Source organism: Edwardsiella piscicida (assembly GCF_021733145.1).
In the GTDB taxonomy this organism is placed as follows: Bacteria; Pseudomonadota; Gammaproteobacteria; order Enterobacterales; family Enterobacteriaceae; genus Edwardsiella; species Edwardsiella piscicida.
Genome location: NZ_CP090968.1, coordinates 223,145 through 249,266, shown reverse-complemented (window position 1 = coordinate 249,266; position 26,122 = coordinate 223,145). Strand labels below are relative to the sequence as shown.

Sequence of the window (26,122 nt, the reverse complement as noted above, 5' to 3'; positions counted from 1 at the left end):
TCCCGAGATCCCGGCACCACAGATCTCAGGGCCGCTTTCTGGTATTCTTGCCGCGCATTGCTAACAAGAGGCTGATACTTTTATGTCTGGATGGCGTAAAATATATTATAAGCTGTTGAATTTACCGCTTAAATTACTTGTAAAAAGTAAAGTTATCCCCACCGATCCGGTGGCCGAACTGCGTTTGGACACCACCCGGCCGGTCTTCTATGTTCTGCCCTACAACTCTAAGGCGGACTTACTGACCCTACGCGATCGCTGTCTGGCGCTGGATCTGCCCGACCCGCTGGATGACAATGAAATCGACGGCGTCATCCTGCCGCGCTATGTTTTTATAGACGATGGCCCGCGGGTCTTCCGCTACTACGCGCCCAAGCAGGCGTCGGTCAAACTGTTCCTCGACTATCTGGATCTGCACCGCGGTAACCCGGCGCTGGATATTCAGATGATACCGGTCTCCGTGATGTTTGGCCGCGCGCCGGGCCGCGAGGACCACAAGGGCGCCCCGCAGCTGCGCCTGCTCAACGGTATTCAGAAATTCTTCGCCGTGCTGTGGCTGGGACGCGACAGCTTTGTGCGCTTCTCCAATACCGTCTCACTGCGCTACATGGCCGATGAGCACGGCACCGACAAAACCATCGCCCAGAAGCTGGCGCGCGTGGCGCGTATGCACTTCTCTCGCCTGCGCTTGGCCGCCGTCGGCCCGCGCCTGCCGGACAGACAGGCGCTGTTCAATAAGCTGCTCGGCTCCAAGGCCATTGAAAAGGCCGTTGAAGACGAAGCCCGCAGCAAGAAAATCTCCCGCGAGAAGGCCCAGCAGAATGCGGTCGCGCTGATGGAAGAGATTGCGGCTGACTTTACCTATGAGGCGGTGCGTCTCTCCGACCGCGTACTCAGTTGGACCTGGAACCGCCTGTACCAAGGGATTAACGTCCATAACGCCGAGCGCGTGCGCCAACTGGCCCAGGACGGTCACGAGATAGTCTATGTTCCCTGCCACCGCAGCCACATGGACTATCTGCTGCTCTCCTATGTGCTCTACCACCAGGGGCTGGTGCCGCCGCATATCGCCGCCGGCATCAACCTGAACTTTTGGCCGGCCGGGCCGATCTTCCGTCGGCTGGGCGCCTTCTTCATCCGCCGGACCTTTAAGGGCAATAAGCTCTACTCCACGGTGTTCCGCGAATACCTCGGCGAGCTGTTCAGCCGCGGCTACTCCGTCGAATACTTTATGGAGGGTGGGCGCTCACGTACCGGCCGCCTGCTGGAGCCGAAAACCGGCACCCTGGCCATGACGCTGCAGGCCATGCTGCGCGGCGGTAAGCGTCCGATCACTCTGGTACCGGTCTATATCGGCTACGAGCACGTGATGGAGGTCGCCACCTACGCCAAAGAGCTGCGCGGGGCGACGAAAGAGAAAGAGAGCCTGCCGCAGATGGTGCGCGGGCTGCGTAAGCTGCGCAATCTGGGTCAGGGCTACGTCAACTTTGGCGAGCCAATCTCCCTGAACGTCTGGCTCAACCAGCACGTACCGGAGTGGCGTGAGGCTATCGATCCTATCGAGGCCCAGCGCCCGCACTGGCTCACGCCCAGCGTCAACAGCATCGCCGGCGAAGTGATGGTCAACATCAATAAGGCCGCCGCCGCTAACGCCATGAACCTGTGCGCCACGGCGCTGCTGGCCTCGCGTCAGCGCGCGCTGACTCGCGAGCAGCTGCTGGAGCAGCTGGAGTGCTATCTGCAGCTGCTGCGAAACGTGCCCTACGCACCGGATGCGACGCTGCCGCAGCGCACGCCGCAGGAGCTGTTGGACCACGCCCTGCAGATGAACAAGTTTGAGGTTGAAAAGGATAACATCGGCGATCTGATCATTCTGCCGCGCGAGCAGGCGGTGCTGATGACCTACTACCGCAATAACATTCAGCATATGCTGGTGCTGCCATCGCTGGTTGCCAGCATGGTTATCCACCATCGCCAAATCTCACGCGGCGAGCTGCTGCGCCAGGCGGCGGTGATCTACCCGATGCTGAAGCAGGAGCTGTTCATGCACTACGCGCCGGAAACGCTGCCGCAGGTGCTGAGCCCGGTCATCGATGAACTGTGTCGCCAGCAGCTGATCAGCCTGCAGGATGACACCCTGAGCATTAACCCGCCGCGTATCCGCGCCCTGCAGCTGCTGGCCGCCGGGGTGCGTGAAACCCTGCAGCGCTATGCCATCACGTTCTCGCTGCTGAGCGCCAACCCCAGCATCAGCCGCGGTGCCCTGGAGAAAGAGAGTCGGATCCTGGCCCAGCGTCTGTCGGTGCTGCACGGTATCAATGCGCCGGAGTTCTTCGACAAGGCGGTCTTCGCCACCCTGGTGACGACGCTGCGCGCGGAGGGCTATATCAACGACGTCGGCGATGCGGTGCGCGAGCAGACGCTGGAGATCTATAACCTGCTTGCCGATCTGCTGACCCCGGAGATCCGCCTGACCATCGAAAGCGTCAGCATCGCTGCGCTGGAGGATGCCAGCGGCGCGAGCGACGGCGCGGCGTAACGCACGCGACGATCCCCTCGACAACGCCCGGCCTGCGCCGGGCGTTTTTATCTTCGCCTACCCAAACAGCTGTCCGGCCTGCAGCAGCGTAATCCAGCATCCCCACAGCAGCGGCAGCCCCACGGCCAGCCAGGAGAGCGCGACCCACGGCCGGCTGCCGGCGTCCGCCGCCCAGCTTAGCTGGGCATTCGGGTTCACCTTATACAGAGAGCGCGCCTGCGCCAGCTGAGCCTCGCTCATCGAATGGCGTCGATCGACCGGGCGGATCAGCAGATTACACACCAGGCCGACCAGCAGTAGACCCGCCAGGATGTACAGCGTCTCGGAATAGGCCTGCGCGCGGGCGACGCCGCGGCTGAGCTGATACTCACGCAGATAGTTGACCAGCACCGGCCCCAGGATCCCCGCCGCCGACCAGGCGGTCAGCAGGCGACCATGGATCGCCCCCACCATCTGGGTACCGAAGAGATCCGCCAGATAGGCCGGCACCGTCGCAAAGCCACCGCCGTACATCGACACGATCAGGCAAAACGCCAGAACAAACAGCGTTACGCTACCCAGCGCACCCAGCGTCGGCAGCAGGCTATACAGCGCCACGCCGAGGGTAAAAAAGAGAAAAAACGTCCTCTTACGCCCGATGCGATCGGACAGCGAGGCCCAGAAAAAACGCCCGCCGATATTGAACAGGCTCAGCAGGCCAGTGAACCCGGCGGCGATGGCGGCGATCTGCGCCAGCTGGGCGCTGGACAGCTCGGCAAAGGTCTGCGAGCCCCCCAGCAGTCGCCCGGCAAAGACCTCCTGCAGCAGCGGGGAGGCCATGCCGATAATGCCGATACCCGCGGAGACGTTGAGACACAGCACCGCCCACACCAGCCAAAACTGCGGCGTACGGCAGGCCACGCTGACGTGCACCTCCACGTGCGTGAAGCCCCGCGCCGCGGGCGTCGCCGTCGCTGCCGCCATCCCCTGAGGACGCCAGCCGATGGGTGGAATGCGATAGGCCAACGCGCCGGACAGCATGAACACCCAGTAGATCAGCGCCAGCGTCAGAAAGGTCTGCCATACGCCGACGCCCCCGGCTGCGGCGTAGAAATGCATCAGGCTGTTCGCCAGGGGCGCCCCCACCATCGCGCCGCCGCCAAAGCCCATTATCGCCAGCCCCGTCGCCATGCCGCGCCGATCGGGAAACCAGCGGATCAGCGTCGATACCGGTGAAATATAGCCGAGCCCCAGGCCAATACCACCGATAACCCCAGACCCCAGCCACAGCATCCACAGCTGATGCAGGTAGACCCCCAGCGCGGAAAACATCAGGCCACCGCACCAGCAGCAGGCCGCGACGACCCCGACCTTACGCGGCCCCGCCTTCTCTAGCCAGCTTCCCCACAGCGCCGCCGAGCAGCCCAGAAAGATAAAGAAGAGAGTATAGGTCCAGCCCAGCATGGAGATGCGCCAGTCGCACTGGGTGGTAAAGAGCTCTTGCCAGGCGGACATCGGCGCCGGACAGGCGCGCGCCGCGCCGTCCCCCAGCGCCTGCGACAGCGGCAGCCAGAAGACGGAAAAGCCATAGGCCATGCCAATGCACAGGTGGATCGCCAGCGCCGCCGGCGGAACCAGCCAACGGTTAAACCCCGGGCGGGCAATGATACGCGCCTTACTGAAAAAACCGGGACGGACGTCAGCCGCCCTCCGCTCACCGTCCCGCGGCGTCGGCACTGAATTATCGACACTCATTATGCTTCTCCTGATCCTGAATGCGTTGCCGCTATGGTGAGCGGCGCATCCTGACATAGCAGAAGGCGTACCATGACTGGTCAAAATTTGTGCGACGACAAAATTCATCCTGGCTTTGTGACAGGTAACAAAGAAAGGTGAAATGTTAAATTACAGTTTCATTTTAGCGTTCGACTTTCGCGCTACTCGACGAGGATGAGACTATCAATGTGGGTCAAAATGGATGGAAAAATGATAATTGCGTGGCGATTATGAGAAAAATGGCGGGCATCATGCCCGCCATCTCGTTTACAGCGCCAGCAGGATCCCCAGAAACAGGATCAGCCCGACGTAGTTATTGTTCATAAACGCCCGAAAACAGGAGGTGCGCGCCCGCCGGGCAATCAGCCGCTGCTGGTAAACGAACAGCGCCGCGGCCAGCAGTACGCCCCAGTAGTAGGCGCCCTGTAGCTGATTCAGATCGCCGACCCACAGCAGCAGCAGCAGCGTAGCGAACTGCAGTAGGCCGATCATCAGACGATCGTAACGGCCAAACAGGATCGCCGTCGACTTGATGCCGATCCGCAGATCGTCGTCGCGATCCACCATGGCGTACTGGGTATCATAGGCGACCGTCCAACAGATATTGGCCACAAACAGCAGCCAGCAGCTGAGCGGCAGACTCTCGCCGACGGCCGCATAGGCCATCGGTATCGACCAGCCGAAGGCCATGCCCAGGATCACCTGCGGCAAATGGGAGAACCGCTTCATAAAGGGGTAGAGCCAGGCCAGCGTCAGCGCCGCCACCGACAGCCAGATCGTCATCGCATTCAGCGTCAGCACCAGGGCAAAAGAGAGCGCCACCAGCAGCACGAACAGCGTTTTGGCCTCGCGCTCGGACAGCGCACCGCAGGGTAACGGGCGCTGACAGGTACGTTTGACATGACCGTCGAAGTGACGATCGGCAAAATCATTAATCACGCAGCCTGCGGCGCGCATAAAAAACACCCCGCAGGTGAAAACCAGCAGCAGCTTTCCCCCCGGCGCCGCGCCGCCTGCCAGCCACAGCGCCCAATAGGTCGGCCACAGCAACAGCAGCGAACCGATGGGCTTGTCGATCCGCATCAGGCGGCAATACGCCAGCCACTTGCTTTGGGTCACACATCCCTCCACGCCTTGCTCTCTCCGCTTACGTGCGTTATCCATAGATAGGGGCATCGGCCAAGAACAGCTCCGTCAGCAACAGCGGCTGACCGGCGACGCGCAGTCGGCTGCGACGGGCCCAGAGCGGGCCCAGACAGCCAACCCGCAGCGACTCGCGCTCCAGGGCGACCCCGCTGAACAGATAGCGCCCCAGCGGGGTATTCCCCAGCCGCCGCAGCGCCTCGCCTTCGCCCTGCAGCGTGCTGGAAGGCGTCAGGGTTCGGCCAAACAGCCAAGGGATACCATCGCCGAGCAGGATCACCTCTCGCAGCCAATACTGCGCACAGGGCGACAGCTGCCCGCGCTCATCGTCGCTCAGCTGCGTAGCGTCCACCGGCCCTTCGCGCAGCACCGTCACCTGTAGCCTGTCGCACCGCTGCTCCAGGCGGCGGGTCATCGATCCCTGCTCCGCCAGCCAGCTGCCGTAGTCCGCCGGCGCCGCCGCGTCAGCCAACGGCTGCCAGTCGATATTCGCCAGCGCAGCAGAATGTTCTGCCATGCCATACACCCCATCGTCTCAATTCCTGCGTCGCTGCGCTATCCGCGGCGCGCCTTATTACGTTTCAGTGTACCGCAGATTCACCGTCTGGGGCACTCTCGCAGCAATCCATGAGCATTTGGCTAACAAAAGAAAGTGGAAACCACAACAAGCGCGCAAACGCCTGCGCGGGCGGGAATAAATAAAAAAAAGGTGCGCCGCTGCGCACCAGTCATCAAGCCACATCCGTAACGCAGTACGGCGGGGCGCCTTTGCGCCCCGCCGCTTAACCCTTGCCTTTTACGCTGCGGATAAAGGTTTCCCGGGCCGTCGTCGACCCCAGTCGCTGCGCCTCATTCATCAGGCGCAGCGCTTTATCGATATCGCCTTGGCGTACCGCGCTGCGGATGCTGCGATCGAAATAGGCAGCGGTGTCATCCAGCATCGGCGTCGCAGGGGCGGCGACGGCGGCCGCACTCGCCGGACTGCCGACCGCCACGTCGGCCGGCGTATCGCCACCCGGCAACAGCCCGCCGATCATCACATTGCCGCTTTGCCGTTCAACCCTGGCCTGAATGCTCAGCCCCCCCTGTGACGCGTGCGCCGCCTGCGGATCGGGGATATCCGGCACCGCGTTACCGACGCCGGCGGCATAGGCCTTGGCGGGGTTAACCATGCGGGTCGTCGTGGCCAGATCCTGACGGGTCGTATAAATCAGCAGATAAATCTGCTGCTGACCCAGCACCGGCGTCAGCTTCAGCGTTCCCTCTAGCCGATCGCCGCTCATCACGCCGGGCTGGCGGTAGGTAAAGTAGCTGCCGGGGTAGTAGGCCGCCGGGCGCAGATGCTGATCGAGCACCAGCACATTGGGAACATACAGCCGTTTATTGTGCAGTCGGCTGCTTAAGGTTATCTCGAGCGAGCCCCGATTCGCCGGCAGAGCCAGCGCGGCGACGGCGCCCTGAATATCCCCCTGCGCCAGCGTCTGGCTGTCGGGGCCCAGGGTGATAGTGGTATCCACCGGCGGCGTCAGCGGCTGCCAGCGTAGCGCCTGCAGAGCGGTATGGCTCAGTTCTGGCGCGGCGGCCACATCCGTTGGAAGCAGCGTATCGGCGAACGCCTGCGGCGCGCTGCAGAGTGCACAGGCCAGCAGTACACCGCGGGAGAGACGGTTTAAGGCGGTTTTCATCATTATTATCCTTATTATCCTTCTTTCATACGGCACAGCCGGCGTCAGGCAAGGGACGCCGGCGTGCAATCCGGGCGGTGCAGGCACCGCCTCAGGCCCTTACCACCAGGCTTCCATCTGGGCGCCGAACGACCACCCTGGAACCCCCTCAGCGCGAATATCGCCCGGCTGAGTATTGACCTGGATACCGTCTTTATCGGTATTCCAGTTGTTCTTACCGTTCGCATAGGTGGCGAAGATACGGATAGCGGGGCGCGACCACACGCTGTCGCCCGCCTGCCACTGCTGCGCCAGCGTCAGCTTGTACAGCTCGTTGCGCGCGCCGGTTTTCTGCGATTTCACATTGTCATAGCCCGCTTCAAACAGGGTGCTCATCGTCGGCGTCCACTTGTACATCGGACGCACGCCGGCGGTATACCAGGTCGAACCGTTCTGAACATCGTGATCGACATCCTGATACATCGCGACATACATCAGGCCCCACTTATCGTTGAAATCCATCGCACCGTGGTCGAGTACGCGGATCAGGTGACCGTCGTTGTTAACGCTAGAGCCGCTGGAGTGGCCCGCATTGTTGGTGTTGCTCATCGCGTCGGTCGCATACTGCACGACAAACTTGTTAAAGCCGCCCCACAGCGACTGGGTATGCTCGGCGGTGAACATGTAGCCATCTTTGGTCGCGCCCGGTGCCAGGTGATAACCGTCGTCCAGATTGGCGCGGCCATAGTCGAAACCCAGCTCCAGCGAGCCGCCCGGGTTGGTCTGCAGCCCGGCCAGGCGGATGTCATACACATCGTTAGCCGTATTGCGGATATATTTCTCGTTGCTCTGATTCACAAAGTAGGAGTAAGAGCCGCCGGATTCGGTGTTACGGGTCACCGCCAGAGAGAGCTTACCGAAGCCGAGGTCGATATTTTCCAGACCGGCGCCCGGACCGGAGATATCCCAGTAGTAGAAGTCGATCATATGAACGTCATGACGCTGGTAGTAACGCTTACCGGCCCACAGGGTCGAGCCGGGCAGCCAGGTAATCACGTTCTTGCCCTGCACGTTGATCTCACGAAACGCCGGAGAGGTGGACTCCCAGTCGTTGGCCTGATCGATACCGTAGGCCACGTTGGTATCCAGGTAGAAGCTCTGATCGCCGCTCTTCCACAGCTCTTGGCCCAGCTTCAGTTCGGCGTAGGTATCACACTCGTTGCCAAGACGGTATTTGGAACCGGCGCCATCAGCCTGAAAACACTTCTGATCGCCGCCCTTTGAGCTCCAGCCGATGCCGGAACGGGCGTAGCCGTGAAAGTCGACCGCCATGGCCTGAGCCGACAGCACGACGCTGGCAACGGCCAGCGCCAGCGGAAGTTTGCGCATATTCATCATCAATCTCCTGTTAGGGGTGCCTAACGGCGTTATTATTGCTTTTCAATGCGTTGTCACAGGGTAGGAGCTACACTCCCGGCTCCTGATACAACCGCTGACAGGCGCTGCCGTCCTCTCGAAACAGGTGGCAACGTTCCGCAGGCAGGCCGATGGCCAGCGTGGCGCCTTCATCGACCAACACCACGTCGTTCTGGCGGTACACCAGGTTTTGACGCAGGGCCGGGATTTGGATATGGATCTGGGTTTCGTTACCCAGCTGTTCGACAACCTGAACCTCGCCCGACAGCGTCACATCGGCCGCGGCGCTGGGCACCAGATGTTCGGGGCGGATCCCCAGCGACAGGTTGCTGCCGGGACGCAGTCCCTCTCCCGCCACCGGCAGCCAGATATGCTGGCCGTTGGGGAGCTCAACCCGTACGCGCTGCGGCTGCGCCTCGCTCACTTTGACCGGCAGGAAGTTCATTTTGGGGGAGCCGATAAAACCGGCGACAAACCGATCGGCGGGATAGTGATACAGCGCCAGCGGCTTACCAACCTGAGCAATGCGCCCGGCGTCCAGCACCACAATCTTGTCTGCCAGGGTCATCGCCTCAACCTGATCGTGGGTGACATAAATCATGGTGCGCTGCAGGCGCTTATGCAGGCGGGAGATCTCGATGCGCATCTGCACCCGCAGCGCGGCATCCAGGTTAGAGAGCGGCTCATCCAGCAGGAAGACATCCGGCTCCGCCACCAGGGTACGGCCAATGGCCACCCGCTGACGCTGGCCGCCGGAGAGCGCCTTGGGGCGCCTATCCAGCAGATGCGCCAGCTGCAGGATCTCCGCGACCTGATTCACCCGCCGCTGGATCTCCGCCTTGTTGACGCCGGCCAGCTTGAGGCCAAACGACATGTTGTCCGCGACCGACAGGTGCGGATACAGGGCGTAGGACTGAAACACCATGCCGATGCCGCGCTTCGCCGGTGGCACATCGTTCATCCGCACCCCGGCGATCTGCAGCTCGCCGGAGGTAATGTCCTCCAGGCCGGCGATCATGCGCAGCAGCGTCGATTTACCGCAGCCCGAGGGGCCAACGAACACCACAAACTCGCCATCCTCAATGTCCAGGTTAATATCCCGGGAGATCACGGCCTCACCGTACGCCTTATACACATTACGCAGTGATACGTTCGCCATGCGCCGCTCCTGTCCGTTGTCATGGGATGGCCGCAGCGCGCCGCAGACGGCGGGGGAAAGGGCGCTGCGCCTCAATGAATGGACATGATAGTGCGCGAAAAACCCGCACCCGCGGATCATCCATCGGCGCTTTTTTGCTGGCGGAGGAGGCGGGAGGATAGCGCGCGCCGGATCGGGGCGAAGGACGCCGCGGCGGTGGAAGAATCGTGATCGTGGCTGCAAAATCGACCCAGAGATTTCGTGCCATTCACCACATATTGCCAAGTTGTGTTAAGCAGATCACAAGAAAGCCCCACAGGGCGTAGAGCGGGGGAGGATGAGAATCGGGCGGCTCTCGCGGACTATGACACAACATCGGCGCTCCTGCCCCCGGCGACCGGCCGGAACACGGCGATAGCCCCATGAACGCAGCGTACGATACGCGGCCATCGACCCCCGACCCGCGTTCGTAAACTCCCCCGACAGGACTACAAGGACTGCACTATGACAAAGACATCCGCTATAAAAACCATCGCTCTTAGCGCACTGGCCGCACTGGTCATCTCTGCGCCGGCGCTGGCCAAGATCGAAGAGGGTAAACTGGTCATCTGGATCAACGGTGACAAGGGGTATAACGGTCTGGCGGACGTGGGCAAGAAGTTCGAGCAGGAGACCGGTATCAAGGTCACCGTAGAGCACCCGGACAAGCTGGAGGAGAAATTCCCCCAGGTTGCGGCCACCGGTGACGGACCAGACATTATCTTCTGGGCCCATGACCGCTTTGGCGGCTATGCCCAGTCCGGCCTGCTGGCCGAAATCCATCCGTCCAAAGCGTTTCAGGAGAAGCTCTACCCCTTTACCTGGGACGCCGTGCGCTACAACGGCAAGCTGATCGCCTACCCCATCGCCGTCGAGGCGCTGTCGCTGATTTATAACAAAGATCTGCTGCCCAACCCGCCCAAGAGCTGGGAAGAAATCCCGGCACTGGACAGCAAGCTGCGCGCCCAGGGCAAGAGCGCCATCATGTGGAACCTGCAGGAGCCCTACTTCACCTGGCCGCTGATCGCCGCCGACGGTGGCTACGCTTTCAAGTATGCCAACGGCCGCTACGAGACCAATAACGTCGGCGTCGACAACGCCGGATCGCGCGCCGGTCTGCAGTTCCTGGTCGATATGGTGAAAAACAAGCATATCAACGCCGATACCGACTACTCCATCGCCGAGGCGGCCTTTAACAAAGGGCAGACCGCCATGACCATCAACGGCCCCTGGGCCTGGTCCAATATCGACAAGAGCGGCATCAACTACGGTATCACCCTGCTGCCGACCTTCAAGGGACATCCTTCCAAGCCCTTCGTCGGCGTGCTGAGCGCGGGGATCAACGCGGCCAGCCCGAACAAAGAGCTGGCGACCGAGTTCATTGAGAACTACCTGCTGACCGACAGCGGCCTGGCGATGGTCAACCAAGACAAGCCGCTGGGCGCCGTGGCGCTGAAGTCGTATCAGGAGATCCTGGAGAAGGATCCGCGCATCGCCGCCACCATGCAGAACTCGCAAAACGGTGAGATCATGCCGAATATCCCGCAGATGAGCGCCTTCTGGTACGCCGAGCGCGCCGCGATCATCAACGCGATCAACGGCCGTCAGAGCGTGACGCAGGCGTTGGAAAGCGCCAAGGAGCGGATCCTCAAAAAATAATCTCCGGCTGACCCGCCGCCTGCCCGTCTGTTCCCCCGCAGACGGACGCGGCGGGCTCATCACCGTATTAACCTGATGCCAACCGCGCCCGAACGGCGCGCCGTCACCGGTGTGGCAAGTAAAACGAGGGCGTGTCCATGTCACTATCTCAAACTGAATATCCGGCCAGCGAGCCGCGTCGGCTCTGCCCGCGCACCGGGCTAAAATGGCTGGCGGTCGGCCTGCTGACGCTGCTGACCGGCTATCTGACTATCGTCATGTATGCCCAAGGCGAATACCTATTCGCGATGCTAACCCTGATCCTGCTGGGGGGCGGACTGTATATCTTCGCCAATCGGCGCGCCTACGCTTGGCGCTATGTCTATCCGGGGCTGGCCGGCATGGGGCTGTTCGTCCTGTTTCCGCTGATCTGCACCATCGCCATCGCCTTTACCAACTACAGCAGCACCAACCAGCTCAGCCAGGAGCGCGCCCAGTCGGTCCTGCTGCAGCGCATGTTCACCAGCGGCCAGACCTACGCGTTCAGCCTGTATCCAGACGGCGACCAGTGGCGCCTGCAGCTCACCGATGCCCAGAACGGTCAACGCTACCTTTCCGGCCCCTTTACGCTGAGCCAGTCCGACCTACAGATTTCGATGGCGCCGGCAGACGGCGCGCCACAGGGCAGCGCTGCCACGCTGCGCACCGTGACCCAGCACCGGCAGACGCTGAACAGCCTGGTCGCCCTGCTGCCCGACGGCGCCGCGCTGCGCATGAGCTCACTGCGCCAGTTTGCCGCCAGCCGCCCGCTCTACACCTTGGGCGACGATGGCCGCACCCTGACGGACAACCAAAGCGGCATCGCCTACCGCCCCAATATGCAAAGCGGCTTCTATCAGGCGGTCAACGCCGACGGCAACTGGCGCAGCGAGCGCCTGAGCCCGGGGTTTACCGTGACCACCGGCTGGAAAAACTTTCTGCGGGTGCTCGACGATGAAGGAATCCGCCAGCCCTTCATCAGCATCTTTATCTGGACCCTCGTCTTCTCGGTGCTGACCGTCATCTTCACCGTGGCCGTCGGGATGGTGCTGGCCTGCGTGGTACAGTGGGAGGCGCTGCGCGGACGCGCCGCCTATCGGGTGCTGCTGATCTTGCCCTATGCGGTGCCGGCGTTTATCTCCATCCTGATCTTCAAGGGGCTGTTCAACCAGAGCTTCGGCGAGATCAACATGATGCTCAGCCAGCTGTTCGGCATTCGCCCGGCCTGGTTCAGCGATCCGCTCACCGCCAAGTGCATGATCCTGATCGTCAACACCTGGCTCGGCTATCCCTACATGATGATCCTGTGCATGGGGCTGCTGAAGGCGATCCCCGAGGATCTGTATGAGGCCTCGGCCATGGACGGCGCCGGGCCGCTGCAAAACTTCTTCCGGATTACGCTGCCGATGCTGATCAAGCCGCTGACGCCGCTGATGATCGCCAGCTTCGCCTTCAACTTTAATAACTTTGTGCTGATCCAGCTGTTAACCAACGGGGGGCCGGATATGCTGGGAACCTCGACGCCGGCCGGCTATACCGACCTGCTGGTCAGCTATACCTACCGCATCGCCTTCGAGGGCGGCGGCGGACAAGACTTTGGCCTGGCTGCCGCCATCGCGACCCTGATCTTCCTGCTGGTCGGGGCGCTGGCGATCCTCAATCTGAAAGCCAGCAAAATGAATTTTGACTAAGGAGACGCCTGACTATGGCCATGGTTCAACCCCAATCCCTGCGCTATCGCCTATGGCTCACCCATTTGCTGATGATTCTGTTTATCGCGCTGATCATGTTCCCCCTGCTGATGGTGATCGCCATTTCGCTGCGCGCCGGCAACTTTGCCACCGGTAGCCTGATCCCGGACCAGATCTCCTGGGAGCACTGGAAGCTGGCGCTGGGCATCAGCGTGACGGCGCCGGACGGCCGCGTGACCCCGCCGCCGTTTCCCGTGCTGCTGTGGCTGTGGAACTCGATCAAGGTCGCTGTCACCACCGCGCTGGGTATCCTGACGCTCTCCACCACCTGCGCCTATGCCTTCGCCCGCATGCGATTCCGCGGCAAATCCTCGCTGCTGAAAGGGATGCTGATTTTCCAGATGTTCCCGGCGGTACTGTCGCTGGTCGCGCTGTATGCCCTGTTCGATCGGATCGGCCAGTATGTGCCGTTCCTTGGCCTGAATACCCTGGGGGGCGTCATCTTCGCCTATATGGGCGGTATCGCCCTGCACGTTTGGACCATCAAGGGCTACTTTGAAACCATCGACGGCTCGCTGGAGGAGGCGGCGGCGCTGGATGGCGCCACGCCGTGGCAGGCGTTCCGACTGGTACTGCTGCCGCTTTCCGTACCGATACTGGCGGTGGTGTTCATCCTCTCCTTTATCGCCGCCATCACCGAGGTGCCGGTCGCCTCGCTGCTGCTGCGCGACGTCAACACCTATACGCTGGCGGTCGGCATGCAGCAGTATCTCAATCCGCAGAACTACCTGTGGGGGGATTTTGCCGCGGCGGCGGTGCTGTCGGCGATGCCGATAACCGCCGTCTTCCTGCTGGCGCAGCGTTGGCTGGTGGGCGGTCTGACCGCCGGCGGCGTGAAAGGCTAGTTTATGCGTTACCCTTAAAAAAGCAGTAACCTGTGTGCGTAACTGGCGGCCTACGGGCCGCCCTTTTTATGTCCGTATCCTACGGCGTCTATTCGCGCTTCAGGCGATCGGTGTTAGCCAGGTACAGCGCGATCACCAGTACCAGGATGGCGAAAGAGTAGATCAGCGTATCGTTGGGGCTTTCGTGATCGACGATAATCAACCGGATGATCGCCGTGATGCCGATGTAGATAAAGTAGCGCAGCGGAAAGTGATAGCCTGATTGAAAATATTTAACAATCAATGCAATAAACTCGAAATACAGAAAATAGATCACGATCCCTTCCACCAGCATATAGGTCGACGCATTCTGGTTGGCGTCAAACAGCACCCCGGCCAGCGTGAACGTCTCCTTCGCCAGAAAAATCACCAGAATCGCCGCCAGCGCCATCAGGCCGATGTTCAGTATCCACTGCAATACCGTGGCGACACGGTTTGCGCGCTCGGTTCCCGGCATAAAGTAACTCCTTGCGTAATAGCTTTATAATGTGAGCTAGTTAACAATATTGCCGTTTTGCCGTCTATCCCCCGGCGCCAAAAAACCGCCGACGTCGCATGCGGCGCGGCGAGCGTCACACAAATTTGGCGCCGGCGGCGACAAGGGCAGATAATTAGCATAATCCGCCAGGATCAACACACCCTCCGCCGCCGCGCGGTGGCAAGAAAGGGCTCGACTGGGATACCCACACAATGCATATACTCCGACACTATACGTTTACCCTCTGCCTGCTACTGGGCATTATCCTCGGCGGGCTGGCCGGCATCCTGTTTGGCGAACGGGCGACCCTAGTTCAACCCATCGGCGAACTGTTCCTGAACCTGATGTTCGTAGTGATCGTTCCGCTGGTGTTCCTCAGCATCGCCTCCTCTATCGCCGACATGCGGCAGATGTCGCGCCTGGGCAAAATCATGGGAACGGTCTTCTCGGTCTTTATCGCCACCGCCCTGTTCGCCGCGCTGATCGGCTTTGTCGCCACCCACCTGTTTAATCCGTTCCACAACGTGGATACCCAATCGCTGATAGCCCACCTGCCTCCGGCGCCGCAGGAGCAGAGCAAAGGGCTGGGCGAGGTGATCGTCTCCACCTTCACCGTACCCGATTTTCTACAGCTGTTTACCAAGTCCAACCTGCTGCCGCTGATCGTCTTCTCTATCCTGTTCGGCCTGGCCACGGCCTTCAGCGGTGAGCAGGGCCGTCCCGTCGCCCAGTTTCTCAGCGCCGGAACCACGGTGATCCTGAGGATGGTCAAGATCATTATGTACGCGGCGCCGCTGGGACTGGGCTGCTACTTTGCCGCCACGGTCGGCGCGCTGGGGCCGCAAATCATCCACGGCTATCTGAATGCCTTCTTGCTGTACGTGGTCCTGACGGTGATCTACTTCTTCGGTGCCAATACGCTGTACGCCTTTATCGCCGGAGGGCGCCCCGCCGTCCGTCTCTTCTGGGGCAACGTATTTACACCGGCCATCACCGCCATCGCCACCGCTTCCAGCGCCGCCTGCATTCCGGTCAATCTGGTGGCCAGCAAGAAGATGGGCGTACCGGCGGATATCGCCGAGACGGTGATCCCGCTGGGTGCCAACACCCATAAGGACGGCTCGGTTATCGGCGGCATCATCAAGATCGTCTTTCTGTTCACGCTGTTCGGCCGCGACATGAGCGATCCGATGAGCATCGCGGCCATCATCAGCGTGGCGTTCCTGGTCGGCGCCGTCATGGGGGCTATTCCCAGCGGCGGCATGACCGGCGAACTGATGATCTGCGCCGTGTTCGGCTTTTCGCCGGAGTTGGTCGGCACCATCATGATCATCAGCACCATCATCGATATTCCGGCCACCCTACTGAACTCCACCGGCAATACGGTCTGCGCCATGCTGGTCACCCGCTTTGTTGAGGGTAAGGCGTGGCTACAGCGCCAATGGGAAACGGCGGAGTAACGCCGGCACCAGACGTAAAAAAACCCGGACAAGTCCGGGTTTTTCTTTGGCTGCGCGTCGTTATGCCCGCCAGGCCTTGAAACGGTTGATCAGGGCATTGGTCGAACTATCGTGGCTGCGTACCGGCTGCGCATCCTCCAGCTCCGGCAGGATACGGTTAGCCAGCTGTTTACCCAGCTCAACCCCCCACTGATCGAAGGAGAAGATGTTCAGAATGGCGCCCTGGGTGAAGATCTTATGCTCATACAGCGCAATCAGCATCCCCAAGCTGTACGGCGTGATTTCACGCAGCAGGATGGAGTTGGTCGGGCGGTTCCCCTCAAACACCTTAAACGGCACGATATGCTGCACCTCTGCCGCGCTCTTGCCCGCCTTGGCAAACTCCTCTTCGACCGCCTCACGAGATTTACCGAACGCCAGCGCCTCGGTCTGGGCAAAGAAGTTGGACAGCAGCTTGCTGTGATGATCGCCCAGCGGGTTATGGCTGATGGCCGGCGCGATAAAGTCGCAGGGAATCAGCTTAGTACCCTGGTGGATCAGCTGATAGAACGCGTGCTGGCCGTTGGTGCCCGGCTCGCCCCAGATGATGGGGCCGGTCTGGTAATCCACGGCCTGACCGTTGCGATCGACATATTTCCCGTTCGACTCCATATTACCCTGCTGGAAATAGGCCGGGAAGCGGTGCATATACTGATCGTAGGGCAGAATAGCTTCGGTTTCGGCACCGAAGAAGTTGTTATACCAGATGCCGATCAGCGCCAGCAGTACCGGTAGGTTCTGCTGCAGCGGCGCGCTGGCAAAGTGGCGGTCCATGGCGTGGGCGCCGGCCAGCAGCTGCTCAAAGTTATCGTAGCCGATGCTCAGAGCGATAGAGAGCCCGATGGCTGACCACAGGCTGTAGCGGCCGCCGACCCAGTCCCAGAACTCAAACATGTTGGCGGTATCGATACCGAACGCCGCCACCGCCTGCGCATTGGTGGAGAGCGCGGCAAAATGCTTGGCTACGTGGCGCTCATCGCCGGCCGCCTGCAGGAACCAGTCGCGAGCGCTGTGGGCATTGGTCATGGTCTCCTGGGTGGTGAAGGTCTTCGAGGCCACCAGGAACAGGGTCGTCTCCGGGTTCAGGCGCTGCAGCGTCTCGGCGATGTGCGTGCCGTCGACGTTGGAGACAAAGTGCATAGCCAGGTGATTTTTGTAAGGGCGCAGCGCCTCGGTCACCATGTAAGGGCCGAGATCGGAGCCGCCGATACCAATATTCACCACGTCGGTAATCGTCTTACCGGTGTAACCCCGCCACTCGCCGTCGATCACCCGCACACAGAACTGCTTCATCTTAGCCAGTACGGCGTTAACCTCCGGCATCACGTCTTTACCGTCGACGTAGATCGGCGTATTGCTACGGTTGCGCAGTGCGATGTGCAGCACGGCGCGATCCTCGGTACGGTTGATTTTTTCACCGGCGAACATGGCGGCGATAGCGCCCTGCAGATCGGTTTCACGGGCCAGCGCCTGCAGCTTTTCCAGGGTCTCTGCGTTAATCCGGTTCTTGGAGTAATCGACCAGCATCTGATCGTCGAAGGTAGCAGAGAACTTAGAGAAACGGTCGGCATCCGCGGCGAACAGATCGCGCATCTGCACGGACTTCATCTGCTCGAAATGCTGCTGCAGCGCTTGCCAGGCAGCAGTACGGGTCGGGTTGATATTTTTCATAGCGACGCCTTATGCTTGAGTAACGGTCGGTGGTTTCCGAGGCGCCGTTCAGCGGCTGAACGCGCCCCGCACATTCCGGATAATCGCCGCTCCCGGGAACGACAGGGATGACGGCATAGGGTACCGGTTCATCTTTTCCTACGTGCGTTAAATTGTATCCATTTCACGCCGTGTTGCGATCCCTTTTATTGCGATCGACTAAAACTCTCACCCCTGATACTGCCTGATACTGACTCCATTCAGCAACCTTTGTTTCCCGCGCGGAAAATCACGGCGTCATCCGCGAGAGTCCGCGGGTGTGAACGGTCGGAACGCCAAGAGGCGGCGGTGATTTTTTAGGCGGCAGCATTAGCGAATACGATGTCTATACGCCGCGATCCCGCGCGACCTAATTACCAAGTAATTATTTTTATTTCATATATTTCAATGCGATAAAAACAATAATCAGTAACGGTAATACTGCGCGGGTCAAATTGAAAATCACTCATCCCAATGCCATTGACACACCCGGCATAAGCCGTTATTTCTAAAAATGCCCTGTACATCCCGTGTACAGGCCCGTCTGCGCAAATCGTGGCGGCACGCCGCCCCCGGCATCGCCCTTCAGCAACGCGGCCCCGGATCGCCGGGCCAGCGCGCAGCGGCCTTCTGGGCACCCCCTTGGGCTGTCACCTCGTCCCCCTGCCTCGGTGGAAGGAACGGTAAGGTGGAGTACCTGCGGAGCGCGCATACGCCGCCCCGTACCGTTTAGCGCGCCCGGCGCCGGGCTAATGGACTGACCCGCCGGACAACACGGACACCGGCCCCTGACACGAGGCATCATATGCAACAGACAATCATTGCAAAGTTTGGCGGCACCAGCGTAGCCGACGCCGACGCCATGCTGCGCTGCGCTGACATCATTCTCTCCAATCCCGCCGTACGCGTGGTGGTGCTTTCCGCCGCCGCGGGCGTCACCAACCACCTCATCGCGCTGGCCGAGGGGCAAGAGGCCGCGGAACGGCTGCGCCTGATAGGCGAGGTTCGCCGAATTCACGATGCGATCCTGGCGGCGCTCCCCGACGGCGTCGTGGTACGCAGTGAAATTGAACGCATGCTGGAAAATATCGCCATGCTGGCCGAAGCCGCGGCGCTGGCCACCTCTGCGGCGCTGACCGATGAGCTGGTCAGCCACGGCGAACTGATGTCGACGCTGCTGTTCAGCGAGCTGCTGCGCGTCCGCGGCGTCAGCGTGGAGTGGTTTGATATCCGCAGGATCATGCGCACCGATGACCGCTTTGGCAAAGCTGAGCCGGATCGGGAGCAGCTGCAGGCGCTGGCGCAGCAGTCTCTGGCGCCGCGCCTGACCACGCACCTGATCATTACCCAGGGGTTTATCGGCAGCGAACGCAAAGGTCGCACCACGACCCTGGGACGGGGCGGCAGCGACTACACCGCCGCCCTGCTGGCCGAGGCGCTGGACGCGGCGCGCGTCGATATCTGGACCGATGTGCCGGGGATCTATACCACCGATCCGCGCATCGTCCCCGCCGCCCGGCGCATCGATGAGATCGCCTTTTCCGAGGCGGCCGAAATGGCGACCTTCGGCGCGAAGGTGCTGCACCCGGCCACCCTGCTGCCGGCGGTACGCAGCGATATCCCGGTTTTCGTCGGCTCCAGCCGCGATCCCGGCGCCGGCGGCACCCTGGTATGCAACAAAAGTGCGCAGCCGCCGCTGTTCCGCGCGCTGGCGCTGCGGCGCAGCCAAACGCTGCTGACGCTGCACAGCCTGAATATGCTGCACGCCCGCGGCTTTCTGGCCGAGGTGTTCGGTATTCTGGCCCGCCACCGCATCTCCGTGGATCTGATCACCACCTCAGAGGTCAGTATCGCGCTAACGCTGGATACCACCGGCTCTTGCACCGGCGGCGCCAGCCTGCTGACCAGCGCCCTGCTGACCGAGCTTTCCGCCCAGTGCCGGGTAGAGGTTGAAGAGGATTTGGCGCTGGTGGCGCTGATCGGTAACCAGCTCAGCAGCGCCTGCGGCGTGGGTCGCCAGGTATTCGGCGCGATGGAGCCGTTCAATATCCGCATGATCTGCTACGGTGCCAGCAGCCATAACCTGTGCTTCCTGGTGCCGGGCAACGACGCCGATGCGGTGGTGCGCACCCTGCACGCGCGGCTGTTCGAATAGCCCGGCGGGGCGGTCATCCGGCCCTCTTGGGCCGGATACGCGAGAGCTTACGCCACCTCATAGCCCAGATTGGGCGCTAGCCAACGCTCGGCCTCCGCCAGCGTCATCCCTTTACGCGCGGCATAGTCCGCCACCTGATCGCGCTGCACGCGCGCGACGGCAAAGTACTTGCTGTGAGGGTGGCTGAAGTACCAGCCGGACACCGAGGCGCCCGGCCACATCGCGTAAGACTCCGTCAGCCGCATGCCGGTGTGGCGTTCGACGTCTAAAAGACGCCACAGCGTGGCCTTTTCACTGTGCTCCGGACAGGCCGGATAGCCCGGCGCCGGGCGAATGCCGCGATAGTTTTCGCGGATCAACTGCTCGTTGTCCAGCGCCTCATCGGCGGCATAGCCCCAGTGCACTTTGCGCACCTGCTGATGCAGGTATTCGGCAAAGGCCTCCGCCAGACGATCCGCTAACGCCTTCACCATGATTTTATGGTAGTCATCGTGCTGCGCATCAAAGGCCTGCGCCAGCGCCTCCTCCTCCAGCCCGCCGGTCACGGCAAAGGCGCCGATATAGTCAGCGATCCCCTCATCCGCGGCGGCGACAAAGTCAGCCAGGCAGTAGTTGGGCCCCACGCGTTTATCGCTCTGCTGGCGCAGATGGTGGCTGACGGCCAGCACCTCGCGGCGGCTCTCGTCGCGGTAAATCAGCACATCGTCCCCCCGCCGGTTCGCCGCGAACAGGCCGAACACCCCGCGCGGCGTCAGACTACCGGACGCCTCCAGCCTATCCAGTAACCCATTGGCATCCGCGAGCAGGCGCCGCGCCTCCTCGCCGACCACCTCATCCTGCAGGATCCGCGGGTATTTCCCGGCCAATGACCAGGTGAGGAAAAACGGCGTCCAGTCGATATAGTCGCGCAGACGCGCAATCCCCGGCTGCACCGTCTGTACCCCTAAGCGCAGCGGCACCGGCGGCGGACAGGCTGACCAGTCGGTGACGACGCCATTGGCGCGCGCCTGCGCCAGCGTCACCGGCGGCGTGCGCGGCGTCTGGCGACCATGCTGGGCACGAGCCGCCTCATACTCCCGGCGCGTCCGGTCGATAAACGGACCCCGCTGCGCCTCCGACAGGAGGGCGGCCACCACGCCGACGGTGCGCGACGCGTTCTGCACATAGACCGTCGGCCCGCCGTAGGCGGGCGCAATCTTCACCGCCGTATGCGCCTTGGAGGTCGTCGCCCCACCGATCAGCAGCGGCAGCGTGAACCCCTGCCGCTCCATTTCGCTGGCCACGTTGACCATTTCATCCAGCGAGGGGGTGATCAGCCCCGACAGCCCGATGATATCGACCCGCTCCTCGCGCGCCACCCGCAGGATTCGCTCGGCGGGCACCATCACCCCCAGATCGATAATTTCATAGTTATTGCACTGCAGCACTACGCCGACGATATTCTTGCCGATATCGTGCACGTCGCCCTTCACCGTCGCCAGCAGCACCTTACCGGCGCTGCTGCCGCGCTGCTTGCTGGCCTCGATAAACGGCGACAGATAGGCCACCGCCTGCTTCATCACTCGCGCCGACTTCACCACCTGCGGCAGAAACATCTTACCGTCGCCAAACAGATCGCCGACCCGGTTCATCCCCGCCATCAGCGGCCCTTCGATCACCGCAATCGGCCTGTCGGCCTCCAGACGCGCCGCCTCGGTATCCTGCGCAATGAACTCGCCGATGCCCTTGACCAAGGCATACTCCAGGCGCTGGGCCACCGGCCAGCTGCGCCACTCGGCCTGCTGCGCCTCCGCCTGCGCGCTGCCCTGCGTGTCGCGGTAGCGCTCCGCCAGCGCCAGCAGGCGATCGGTGGCGTCGGGGCTCTGGTTCAGGATCACCGCCTCGGCCGCCGTACGCAGATCGTCCGGCAGGTCGTCATAGATAGCCAGCTGTCCGGCGTTAACGATCCCCATGTCCATGCCGTGGCGAATCGCGTGATACAGAAAGACCGCGTGGATCGCCTCTCGCACCGCCTCGTTACCGCGGAAGGAAAAAGAGACGTTCGACACCCCGCCGGAGATCAGGGCGTGGGGTAATTGCGCCTTAATCTCCGCGCAGGATGCGATAAAATCGACGGCATAGTTACTGTGCTCCTCAATGCCGGTGGCCACGGCAAAAATATTGGGGTCAAAGATGATGTCTTCAGGCGGGAAACCGATGCGCTCGGTCAGCAGCTGATAGGCGCGACGGCAGATGGCCACCTTACGCTCTCGGGTATCCGCCTGCCCCTGCTCATCGAAGGCCATCACCACCAGCGCGGCGCCAAAGCGGCGAACCTGACGGGCGTGCTCCAGAAAGTTCGCCTCTCCCTCTTTAAGAGAGAGCGAGTTGACGATGCCTTTCCCCTGGATGCACTTCAGCCCCGCCTCGATCACCGACCAGCGGGAGGAGTCGATCATCAGGGGCACCCGGGCGATATCCGGCTCGCCGGCAATCAGGTTGAGGAAGCGGACCATCGCCGCCTCGGCATCCAGCATGCCCTCATCCATATTGATATCGATGATCTGCGCGCCGCTCGCCACCTGCTGACGTGCCACGTCCAGCGCCTCATCATATTTATTCTCTTTAATCAGTCGCTTAAATTTAGCAGAGCCGGTCACGTTGGTGCGTTCGCCCACGTTGACGAACAGACTCGTTTCATCGATCGTCAGCGGCTCCAGACCGGACAGACGGCAGGCCACCGGCAGCGTGGGAAGGGCGCGCGGTGTGATGCCCTGCACCGCCCGGCTGATGGCGGCAATGTGCTCCGGCGTGGTACCGCAGCAGCCGCCGACGATATTCAGGTAGCCCGCGCGGGCCCATTCGGCAATCTGCTGCGCCATCGCCTGCGGCGAGAGATCATACTCGCCAAAGGCATTGGGCAGCCCGGCGTTGGGGTGGGCGCTGACGTGGCACTCGGCGACCCGGGACAGCTCCGCCACGTACTGGCGCAGATCCTCCGGGCCCAGAGCGCAGTTCAGACCGAAAGAGAGCGGACGGGCGTGGCGCAGGGCGTTATAAAACGCCTCGGTCGTCTGCCCCGACAGGGTACGCCCGGAGGCATCGGTAATGGTGCCGGAGATCATCACCGGCAGCGTGACGCCCAGCGCGGCAAACTCGCACTCCAGCGCATAAACCGCCGCCTTGGCATTCAGAGTATCAAAGACGGTTTCGATCATCAGCAGATCGACGCCGCCCTCAATCAGCGCCCGCGCCGACTCGCGATAGGCCGCCACCAGCTGATCGAAGGTAATATTGCGACAGGCGGGATCGTTGACCTCCGGCGAGATCGACGCCGTACGGTTGGTCGGCCCCAGCACGCCCGCCACGAAGCGCGGCTGGTGCGGCGTGCGCGCCGTCCACTCGTCGGCACAGGCCCGCGCAAGGCAGGCGGCCCGATAATTTATCTCCGGCGCCAGCGCCTCCATGCGGTAGTCCGCCATGGCGATGCGCGTTGCGTTAAAGGTGTTGGTTTCCAGAATGTCGGCGCCCGCCTCCAGGTAGGCATAATGAATCGCGCTGATGATATCGGGGCGGGTCAGCGCCAGCAGATCGTTGTTTCCCTTCAGATCGCAGGGCCAATCGGCAAAGCGTTCGGCGCGGAAATCCTGTTCGCTCAGCCCGTAACGCTGGATCATGGTTCCCATGCCGCCATCCAACACCAAAATCCGTTTCTCCAGCCGGCGGCGCAACCGTTCAAGCGTCGTATTCACACTCACTCCTTGTCCCGTCATGTCGGCAGCACGCTGCCCGATAAGCCCGCTGACGGTTTTACCCGCAAAACCGCCGTTTTTTCCATCCTAGCACAGCTGAAGTGGATAGCGACGGCGCGGCAGTTGAGGCTTTTTCATGTAGCGGAGGGCGGAGGAATGGCGGGGGAGATCGTCAGCATCGCGCGACGACGTAGGGGAAGGATCCGGCGCGTAGGCGCTAAAGCGCGCGCCGCAATGGACACCCCCGCGAACGGCGCACTGCGCCCGCGGGGGAGATCGACCGCTATTGGGCGGGCTGAACCACCATCTGGCCGACGCTACCGCGATCGGCCAGCTCCAGGGTTCCACTGTAGAACAGAAACGGAAAGTGTTCGGATGAGGGCTGCGGGAAATAGACCAGCAGCGAGACTTCGCCGTCAACCCAGACGCTGTCTTTCCAGCCGCGATCCTCCACCAGCGGCGGCGCGTTGTTGACGCTTTTCACCAGGAACTGGGCCCCTTGAATGTAGAAAGACTGCGGCGTATCGGCGCGCACCGTCCAACGCTCCCAGGTACCTTGGCGCGCCTGTACATCGATACGCCCCGGATCCCACAGCGCCCCGTTAATCCCCGGACTGGAGGCACTGCCCAGCATGATGCTGCGGTTATTGACGACGTCCCCCTCCGGCAGCGGATCGGCGGCCAGACGCGCCGGCAGGGTATCGGTCATCAGCGGCAGCAGCCCGGTAGGACGCAGGGTCAACACCCGGGTAGACACCAGCATCGACGACGGTTCAAACAGCCCGCGCAGGCGATCCATTATCCCGGCGGCCTCGCCGGCCGTGATAGAGATCTCCTCGCCTTTGCTCATGTCGATCAGCACCTCCCGGCGCTCGCCCGGCGCCAGCGGCAGGGTGTCGGCCTGCAGCGGCGCCGGCAGCAGCCCCTGATCGCTGGCGATCACGAAGAAGGGTCGCCCATCGGAGAGCTGCAGCAGGTAGCGGCGCGCGTTGGAGGCGTTGAGCAGGCGTAGGCGTACCCATCCGCGCGATACCTCAACATAAGGGTCCTGTACGCCATTGACCAGCAGGGTATCGCCCAGAAAACCGCCGGAAGAGGGGGGATCGTATTCGGGAACCCCAAAGTTATCCAGACGCTTGTCCTGCAGGATCAGCGGAAAATCATCCACCCCATAGTGATTCGGCAGCGGTGCATTCTTGCTGTACTGATCCTCCACCAGCCATAGGCCGGCCAGGCCACTATAGACCTGGGGCGCCATATGCCGCGGCGTATCCGCGTGATACCACAGCGTCGCCGCCGCCTGGCGAATGGGCAGAACCGGAGACCAATCGACCCCGGGCGACATCTGGCGCGCGGGCCCCCCGGCCAGAGGGCCGGGCACCAGCAGACCGGCGACCTCCATCGCTACGGACTCGCTCAACCGGTTGCTGTAGATCAGCTTCACATCGTCACCGCTGTGCACCCTGACCGTCGGCCCCAGATATACGCCGTTCACGCCCCAGGTGCCCACTTTGCGCCCCCCCATGAAGGCCCAATGCGTACGCTCCAGCGACAGAAACAGCGGCTGACCGCGGCGTGATTCCAACAACGGCGGCACCGGCAGCACGGCCTGCGCCCCACTCGCCCGAGCCTGTAGCGGCAGTCCGCCGGCGCACAGCGCCAGCCCGGAGGCCTGAATAAACCGACGTCGACTGAGTGACATAACTTCTCCCGTAAATCAAAAATAGCGTCCGGCCAGACCACGCCGACGTCAGGCGCGTTTACCCGCCTGCGCCTCGCGCGCCGCGACTTCGGCATCCAGCTGCTCTATCTTTTTGGCCATCAGGGTACGACAGTGTTCAGCCAGCTCACGCACCTGATCTTTACCCCAGCGGCTGGTATCGATCGGCGGCAGCATCTCCACGATCACCACGCCATTATTCCAGCGATTGAGCTTCACCTTATCGTGGGTGCTGGAGACGCAGATCGGCACGATAGGCACCCCGGCGGCCAGCGCCGCGTGGAATGCCCCGGTTTTAAACGGCATCAGGCCGCGCCCGCGGCTGCGGGTCCCCTCGGGAAACATCCAGAATGAGATGCGACGGGTACGGAACTGCTCCACTACGGCGGCGATGGTATTGTGCGCCTTGGTACGGTTCTTACGGTCGATCAGCAGGTTACCGGTCAGCCAGTACAGCTGCCCAAAGAAAGGGATCCAGGCCAGGCTCTTTTTACCGACGGTCACCGTGTTCGGCTGCACCGCATTCGAGGCGGTCACCATGTCGTAGTTGTTCTGATGGTTGGCGATATAGATAGCGTTGCCATAGGTCGCGGCGTCCGGCGGCAGACGCGTTTCAACCTTCAGGCCAAACAGCGGCGATAAGCGGCCGAACCAGTGGCCAAAGCGCGCGACGTGGCGCGGGTTGCGCGGGCTGAACAGGCAATACAGCGAGCCGACAATGCAGATGACGAGACACAGCAGCGTGATCAGTATGACCCGGAAAATGAATAGCATAACAACCTCATAAACAGAATAGCGGGCCACACGCCCGGCGCGGTCGCCGCGGCGCAGGCCCTCTTCGGCC

The 26,122-nt window shown here is 61.9% G+C and carries 17 protein-coding genes; 6 read left to right on the top strand and 11 right to left on the bottom strand.

All coding sequences use genetic code 11. From position 1 onward, the window contains the following. Positions 1-82: 82 nt before the first annotated feature. Positions 83-2,539: a glycerol-3-phosphate 1-O-acyltransferase PlsB gene (gene plsB / locus L1P05_RS01115; RefSeq protein WP_012847097.1), complete on the top strand. Its 2,457-nt coding sequence runs from the start codon at positions 83-85 to the stop codon at positions 2,537-2,539. Positions 2,540-2,596: 57 nt separating this feature from the next. On the opposite strand, the gene L1P05_RS01110 is transcribed toward plsB, so the two are convergent. The 6 genes from L1P05_RS01110 to malK form a co-directional block, all read right to left on the bottom strand. Continuing rightward, positions 2,597-4,273, bottom strand: coding sequence for an OFA family MFS transporter (locus tag L1P05_RS01110; RefSeq protein WP_012847096.1), 1,677 nt, complete (start codon positions 4,271-4,273; stop codon positions 2,597-2,599). A gap of 288 nt (positions 4,274-4,561) precedes the next feature. Next, positions 4,562-5,458, bottom strand: a complete 897-nt coding sequence (gene ubiA, locus L1P05_RS01105) for a 4-hydroxybenzoate octaprenyltransferase (RefSeq protein ID WP_172454885.1) — start codon at positions 5,456-5,458, stop codon at positions 4,562-4,564. Continuing rightward, positions 5,451-5,954, bottom strand: coding sequence for a chorismate lyase (ubiC, locus tag L1P05_RS01100; RefSeq protein ID WP_034168365.1), 504 nt, complete (start codon positions 5,952-5,954; stop codon positions 5,451-5,453). The genes ubiA and ubiC overlap by 8 nt, the downstream gene beginning before the upstream one ends. Before the next feature lie 265 nt (positions 5,955-6,219). Then, positions 6,220-7,122: a maltose operon protein MalM gene (malM, locus tag L1P05_RS01095; protein WP_041692478.1), complete on the bottom strand. Its 903-nt coding sequence runs from the start codon at positions 7,120-7,122 to the stop codon at positions 6,220-6,222. Between the two features lie 99 nt (positions 7,123-7,221). Then, complete coding sequence (locus tag L1P05_RS01090; RefSeq protein WP_015460724.1) at positions 7,222-8,502, bottom strand: maltoporin; 1,281 nt, start codon at positions 8,500-8,502, stop codon at positions 7,222-7,224. Positions 8,503-8,566: 64 nt separating this feature from the next. Then, positions 8,567-9,676 carry a maltose/maltodextrin ABC transporter ATP-binding protein MalK gene (gene malK / locus L1P05_RS01085; RefSeq protein WP_012847091.1) on the bottom strand — a complete coding sequence of 370 codons (1,110 nt, stop codon included), beginning with the start codon at positions 9,674-9,676 and terminating at the stop codon, positions 8,567-8,569. A gap of 483 nt (positions 9,677-10,159) precedes the next feature. Between malK and malE the strand changes: the two genes are divergently transcribed. The 3 genes from malE (at position 10,160) to malG (ending at position 13,967) form a co-directional block, all read left to right on the top strand. Next, positions 10,160-11,353, top strand: a complete 1,194-nt coding sequence (gene malE / locus L1P05_RS01080) for a maltose/maltodextrin ABC transporter substrate-binding protein MalE (protein ID WP_012847088.1) — start codon at positions 10,160-10,162, stop codon at positions 11,351-11,353. A 137-nt stretch (positions 11,354-11,490) separates the two neighbouring features. Beyond that, the gene (gene malF, locus L1P05_RS01075; RefSeq protein ID WP_012847087.1) at positions 11,491-13,062 is read left to right on the top strand and encodes a maltose ABC transporter permease MalF; all 1,572 of its coding nucleotides are present in this window, start codon (positions 11,491-11,493) and stop codon (positions 13,060-13,062) included. Positions 13,063-13,076: 14 nt separating this feature from the next. After that, positions 13,077-13,967, top strand: coding sequence for a maltose ABC transporter permease MalG (gene malG / locus L1P05_RS01070; RefSeq protein WP_012847086.1), 891 nt, complete (start codon positions 13,077-13,079; stop codon positions 13,965-13,967). Positions 13,968-14,055: 88 nt separating this feature from the next. On the opposite strand, the gene psiE is transcribed toward malG, so the two are convergent. Continuing rightward, a complete protein-coding gene (psiE, locus tag L1P05_RS01065; protein WP_012847085.1) occupies positions 14,056-14,463 on the bottom strand; it encodes a phosphate-starvation-inducible protein PsiE in 408 nt (135 codons plus the stop codon). A 233-nt stretch (positions 14,464-14,696) separates the two neighbouring features. Here psiE and L1P05_RS01060 point away from each other — a divergent pair, with 233 nt between their 5' ends. Then, entirely contained in the window at positions 14,697-15,944 is a 1,248-nt protein-coding gene (locus tag L1P05_RS01060) for a dicarboxylate/amino acid:cation symporter (protein WP_012847083.1), read from the top strand. Positions 15,945-16,004: 60 nt separating this feature from the next. On the opposite strand, the gene pgi is transcribed toward L1P05_RS01060, so the two are convergent. Further along, entirely contained in the window at positions 16,005-17,654 is a 1,650-nt protein-coding gene (gene pgi, locus L1P05_RS01055; RefSeq protein WP_012847082.1) for a glucose-6-phosphate isomerase, read from the bottom strand. A gap of 823 nt (positions 17,655-18,477) precedes the next feature. On the opposite strand from pgi, the gene lysC reads away from it, so the two are divergent. Further along, positions 18,478-19,827, top strand: a complete 1,350-nt coding sequence (lysC, locus tag L1P05_RS01050) for a lysine-sensitive aspartokinase 3 (RefSeq protein ID WP_012847079.1) — start codon at positions 18,478-18,480, stop codon at positions 19,825-19,827. A gap of 47 nt (positions 19,828-19,874) precedes the next feature. Here the strand turns inward: lysC and metH are convergent, their stop codons facing one another. From metH to L1P05_RS01035, 3 genes are all read right to left on the bottom strand, one after another. Then, positions 19,875-23,579 carry a methionine synthase gene (gene metH, locus L1P05_RS01045; protein WP_041692477.1) on the bottom strand — a complete coding sequence of 1,235 codons (3,705 nt, stop codon included), beginning with the start codon at positions 23,577-23,579 and terminating at the stop codon, positions 19,875-19,877. Positions 23,580-23,841: 262 nt separating this feature from the next. Next, the gene (gene ftsP / locus L1P05_RS01040) at positions 23,842-25,260 is read right to left on the bottom strand and encodes a cell division protein FtsP (protein WP_012847077.1); all 1,419 of its coding nucleotides are present in this window, start codon (positions 25,258-25,260) and stop codon (positions 23,842-23,844) included. A gap of 48 nt (positions 25,261-25,308) precedes the next feature. Next, positions 25,309-26,052, bottom strand: a complete 744-nt coding sequence (locus L1P05_RS01035; RefSeq protein ID WP_012847076.1) for a 1-acylglycerol-3-phosphate O-acyltransferase — start codon at positions 26,050-26,052, stop codon at positions 25,309-25,311. Positions 26,053-26,122: the final 70 nt, after the last annotated feature.

Coding starts and splice junctions, on each gene's coding strand:
- L1P05_RS01110 (WP_012847096.1), bottom strand. CDS start 4,273: ATGAGTGTCGATAATTCAGTGCCGACGCCGCGGGACGGTGAGCGGAGG.
- ubiC (WP_034168365.1), bottom strand. CDS start 5,954: ATGGCAGAACATTCTGCTGCGCTGGCGAATATCGACTGGCAGCCGTTG.
- malG (WP_012847086.1), top strand. CDS start 13,077: ATGGCCATGGTTCAACCCCAATCCCTGCGCTATCGCCTATGGCTCACC.
- plsB (WP_012847097.1), top strand. CDS start 83: ATGTCTGGATGGCGTAAAATATATTATAAGCTGTTGAATTTACCGCTT.
- psiE (WP_012847085.1), bottom strand. CDS start 14,463: ATGCCGGGAACCGAGCGCGCAAACCGTGTCGCCACGGTATTGCAGTGG.
- pgi (WP_012847082.1), bottom strand. CDS start 17,654: ATGAAAAATATCAACCCGACCCGTACTGCTGCCTGGCAAGCGCTGCAG.
- lysC (WP_012847079.1), top strand. CDS start 18,478: ATGCAACAGACAATCATTGCAAAGTTTGGCGGCACCAGCGTAGCCGAC.
- ftsP (WP_012847077.1), bottom strand. CDS start 25,260: ATGTCACTCAGTCGACGTCGGTTTATTCAGGCCTCCGGGCTGGCGCTG.
- malF (WP_012847087.1), top strand. CDS start 11,491: ATGTCACTATCTCAAACTGAATATCCGGCCAGCGAGCCGCGTCGGCTC.
- malE (WP_012847088.1), top strand. CDS start 10,160: ATGACAAAGACATCCGCTATAAAAACCATCGCTCTTAGCGCACTGGCC.
- L1P05_RS01060 (WP_012847083.1), top strand. CDS start 14,697: ATGCATATACTCCGACACTATACGTTTACCCTCTGCCTGCTACTGGGC.
- malK (WP_012847091.1), bottom strand. CDS start 9,676: ATGGCGAACGTATCACTGCGTAATGTGTATAAGGCGTACGGTGAGGCC.
- L1P05_RS01035 (WP_012847076.1), bottom strand. CDS start 26,052: ATGCTATTCATTTTCCGGGTCATACTGATCACGCTGCTGTGTCTCGTC.
- ubiA (WP_172454885.1), bottom strand. CDS start 5,458: ATGGATAACGCACGTAAGCGGAGAGAGCAAGGCGTGGAGGGATGTGTG.
- metH (WP_041692477.1), bottom strand. CDS start 23,579: ATGACGGGACAAGGAGTGAGTGTGAATACGACGCTTGAACGGTTGCGC.
- malM (WP_041692478.1), bottom strand. CDS start 7,122: ATGAAAACCGCCTTAAACCGTCTCTCCCGCGGTGTACTGCTGGCCTGT.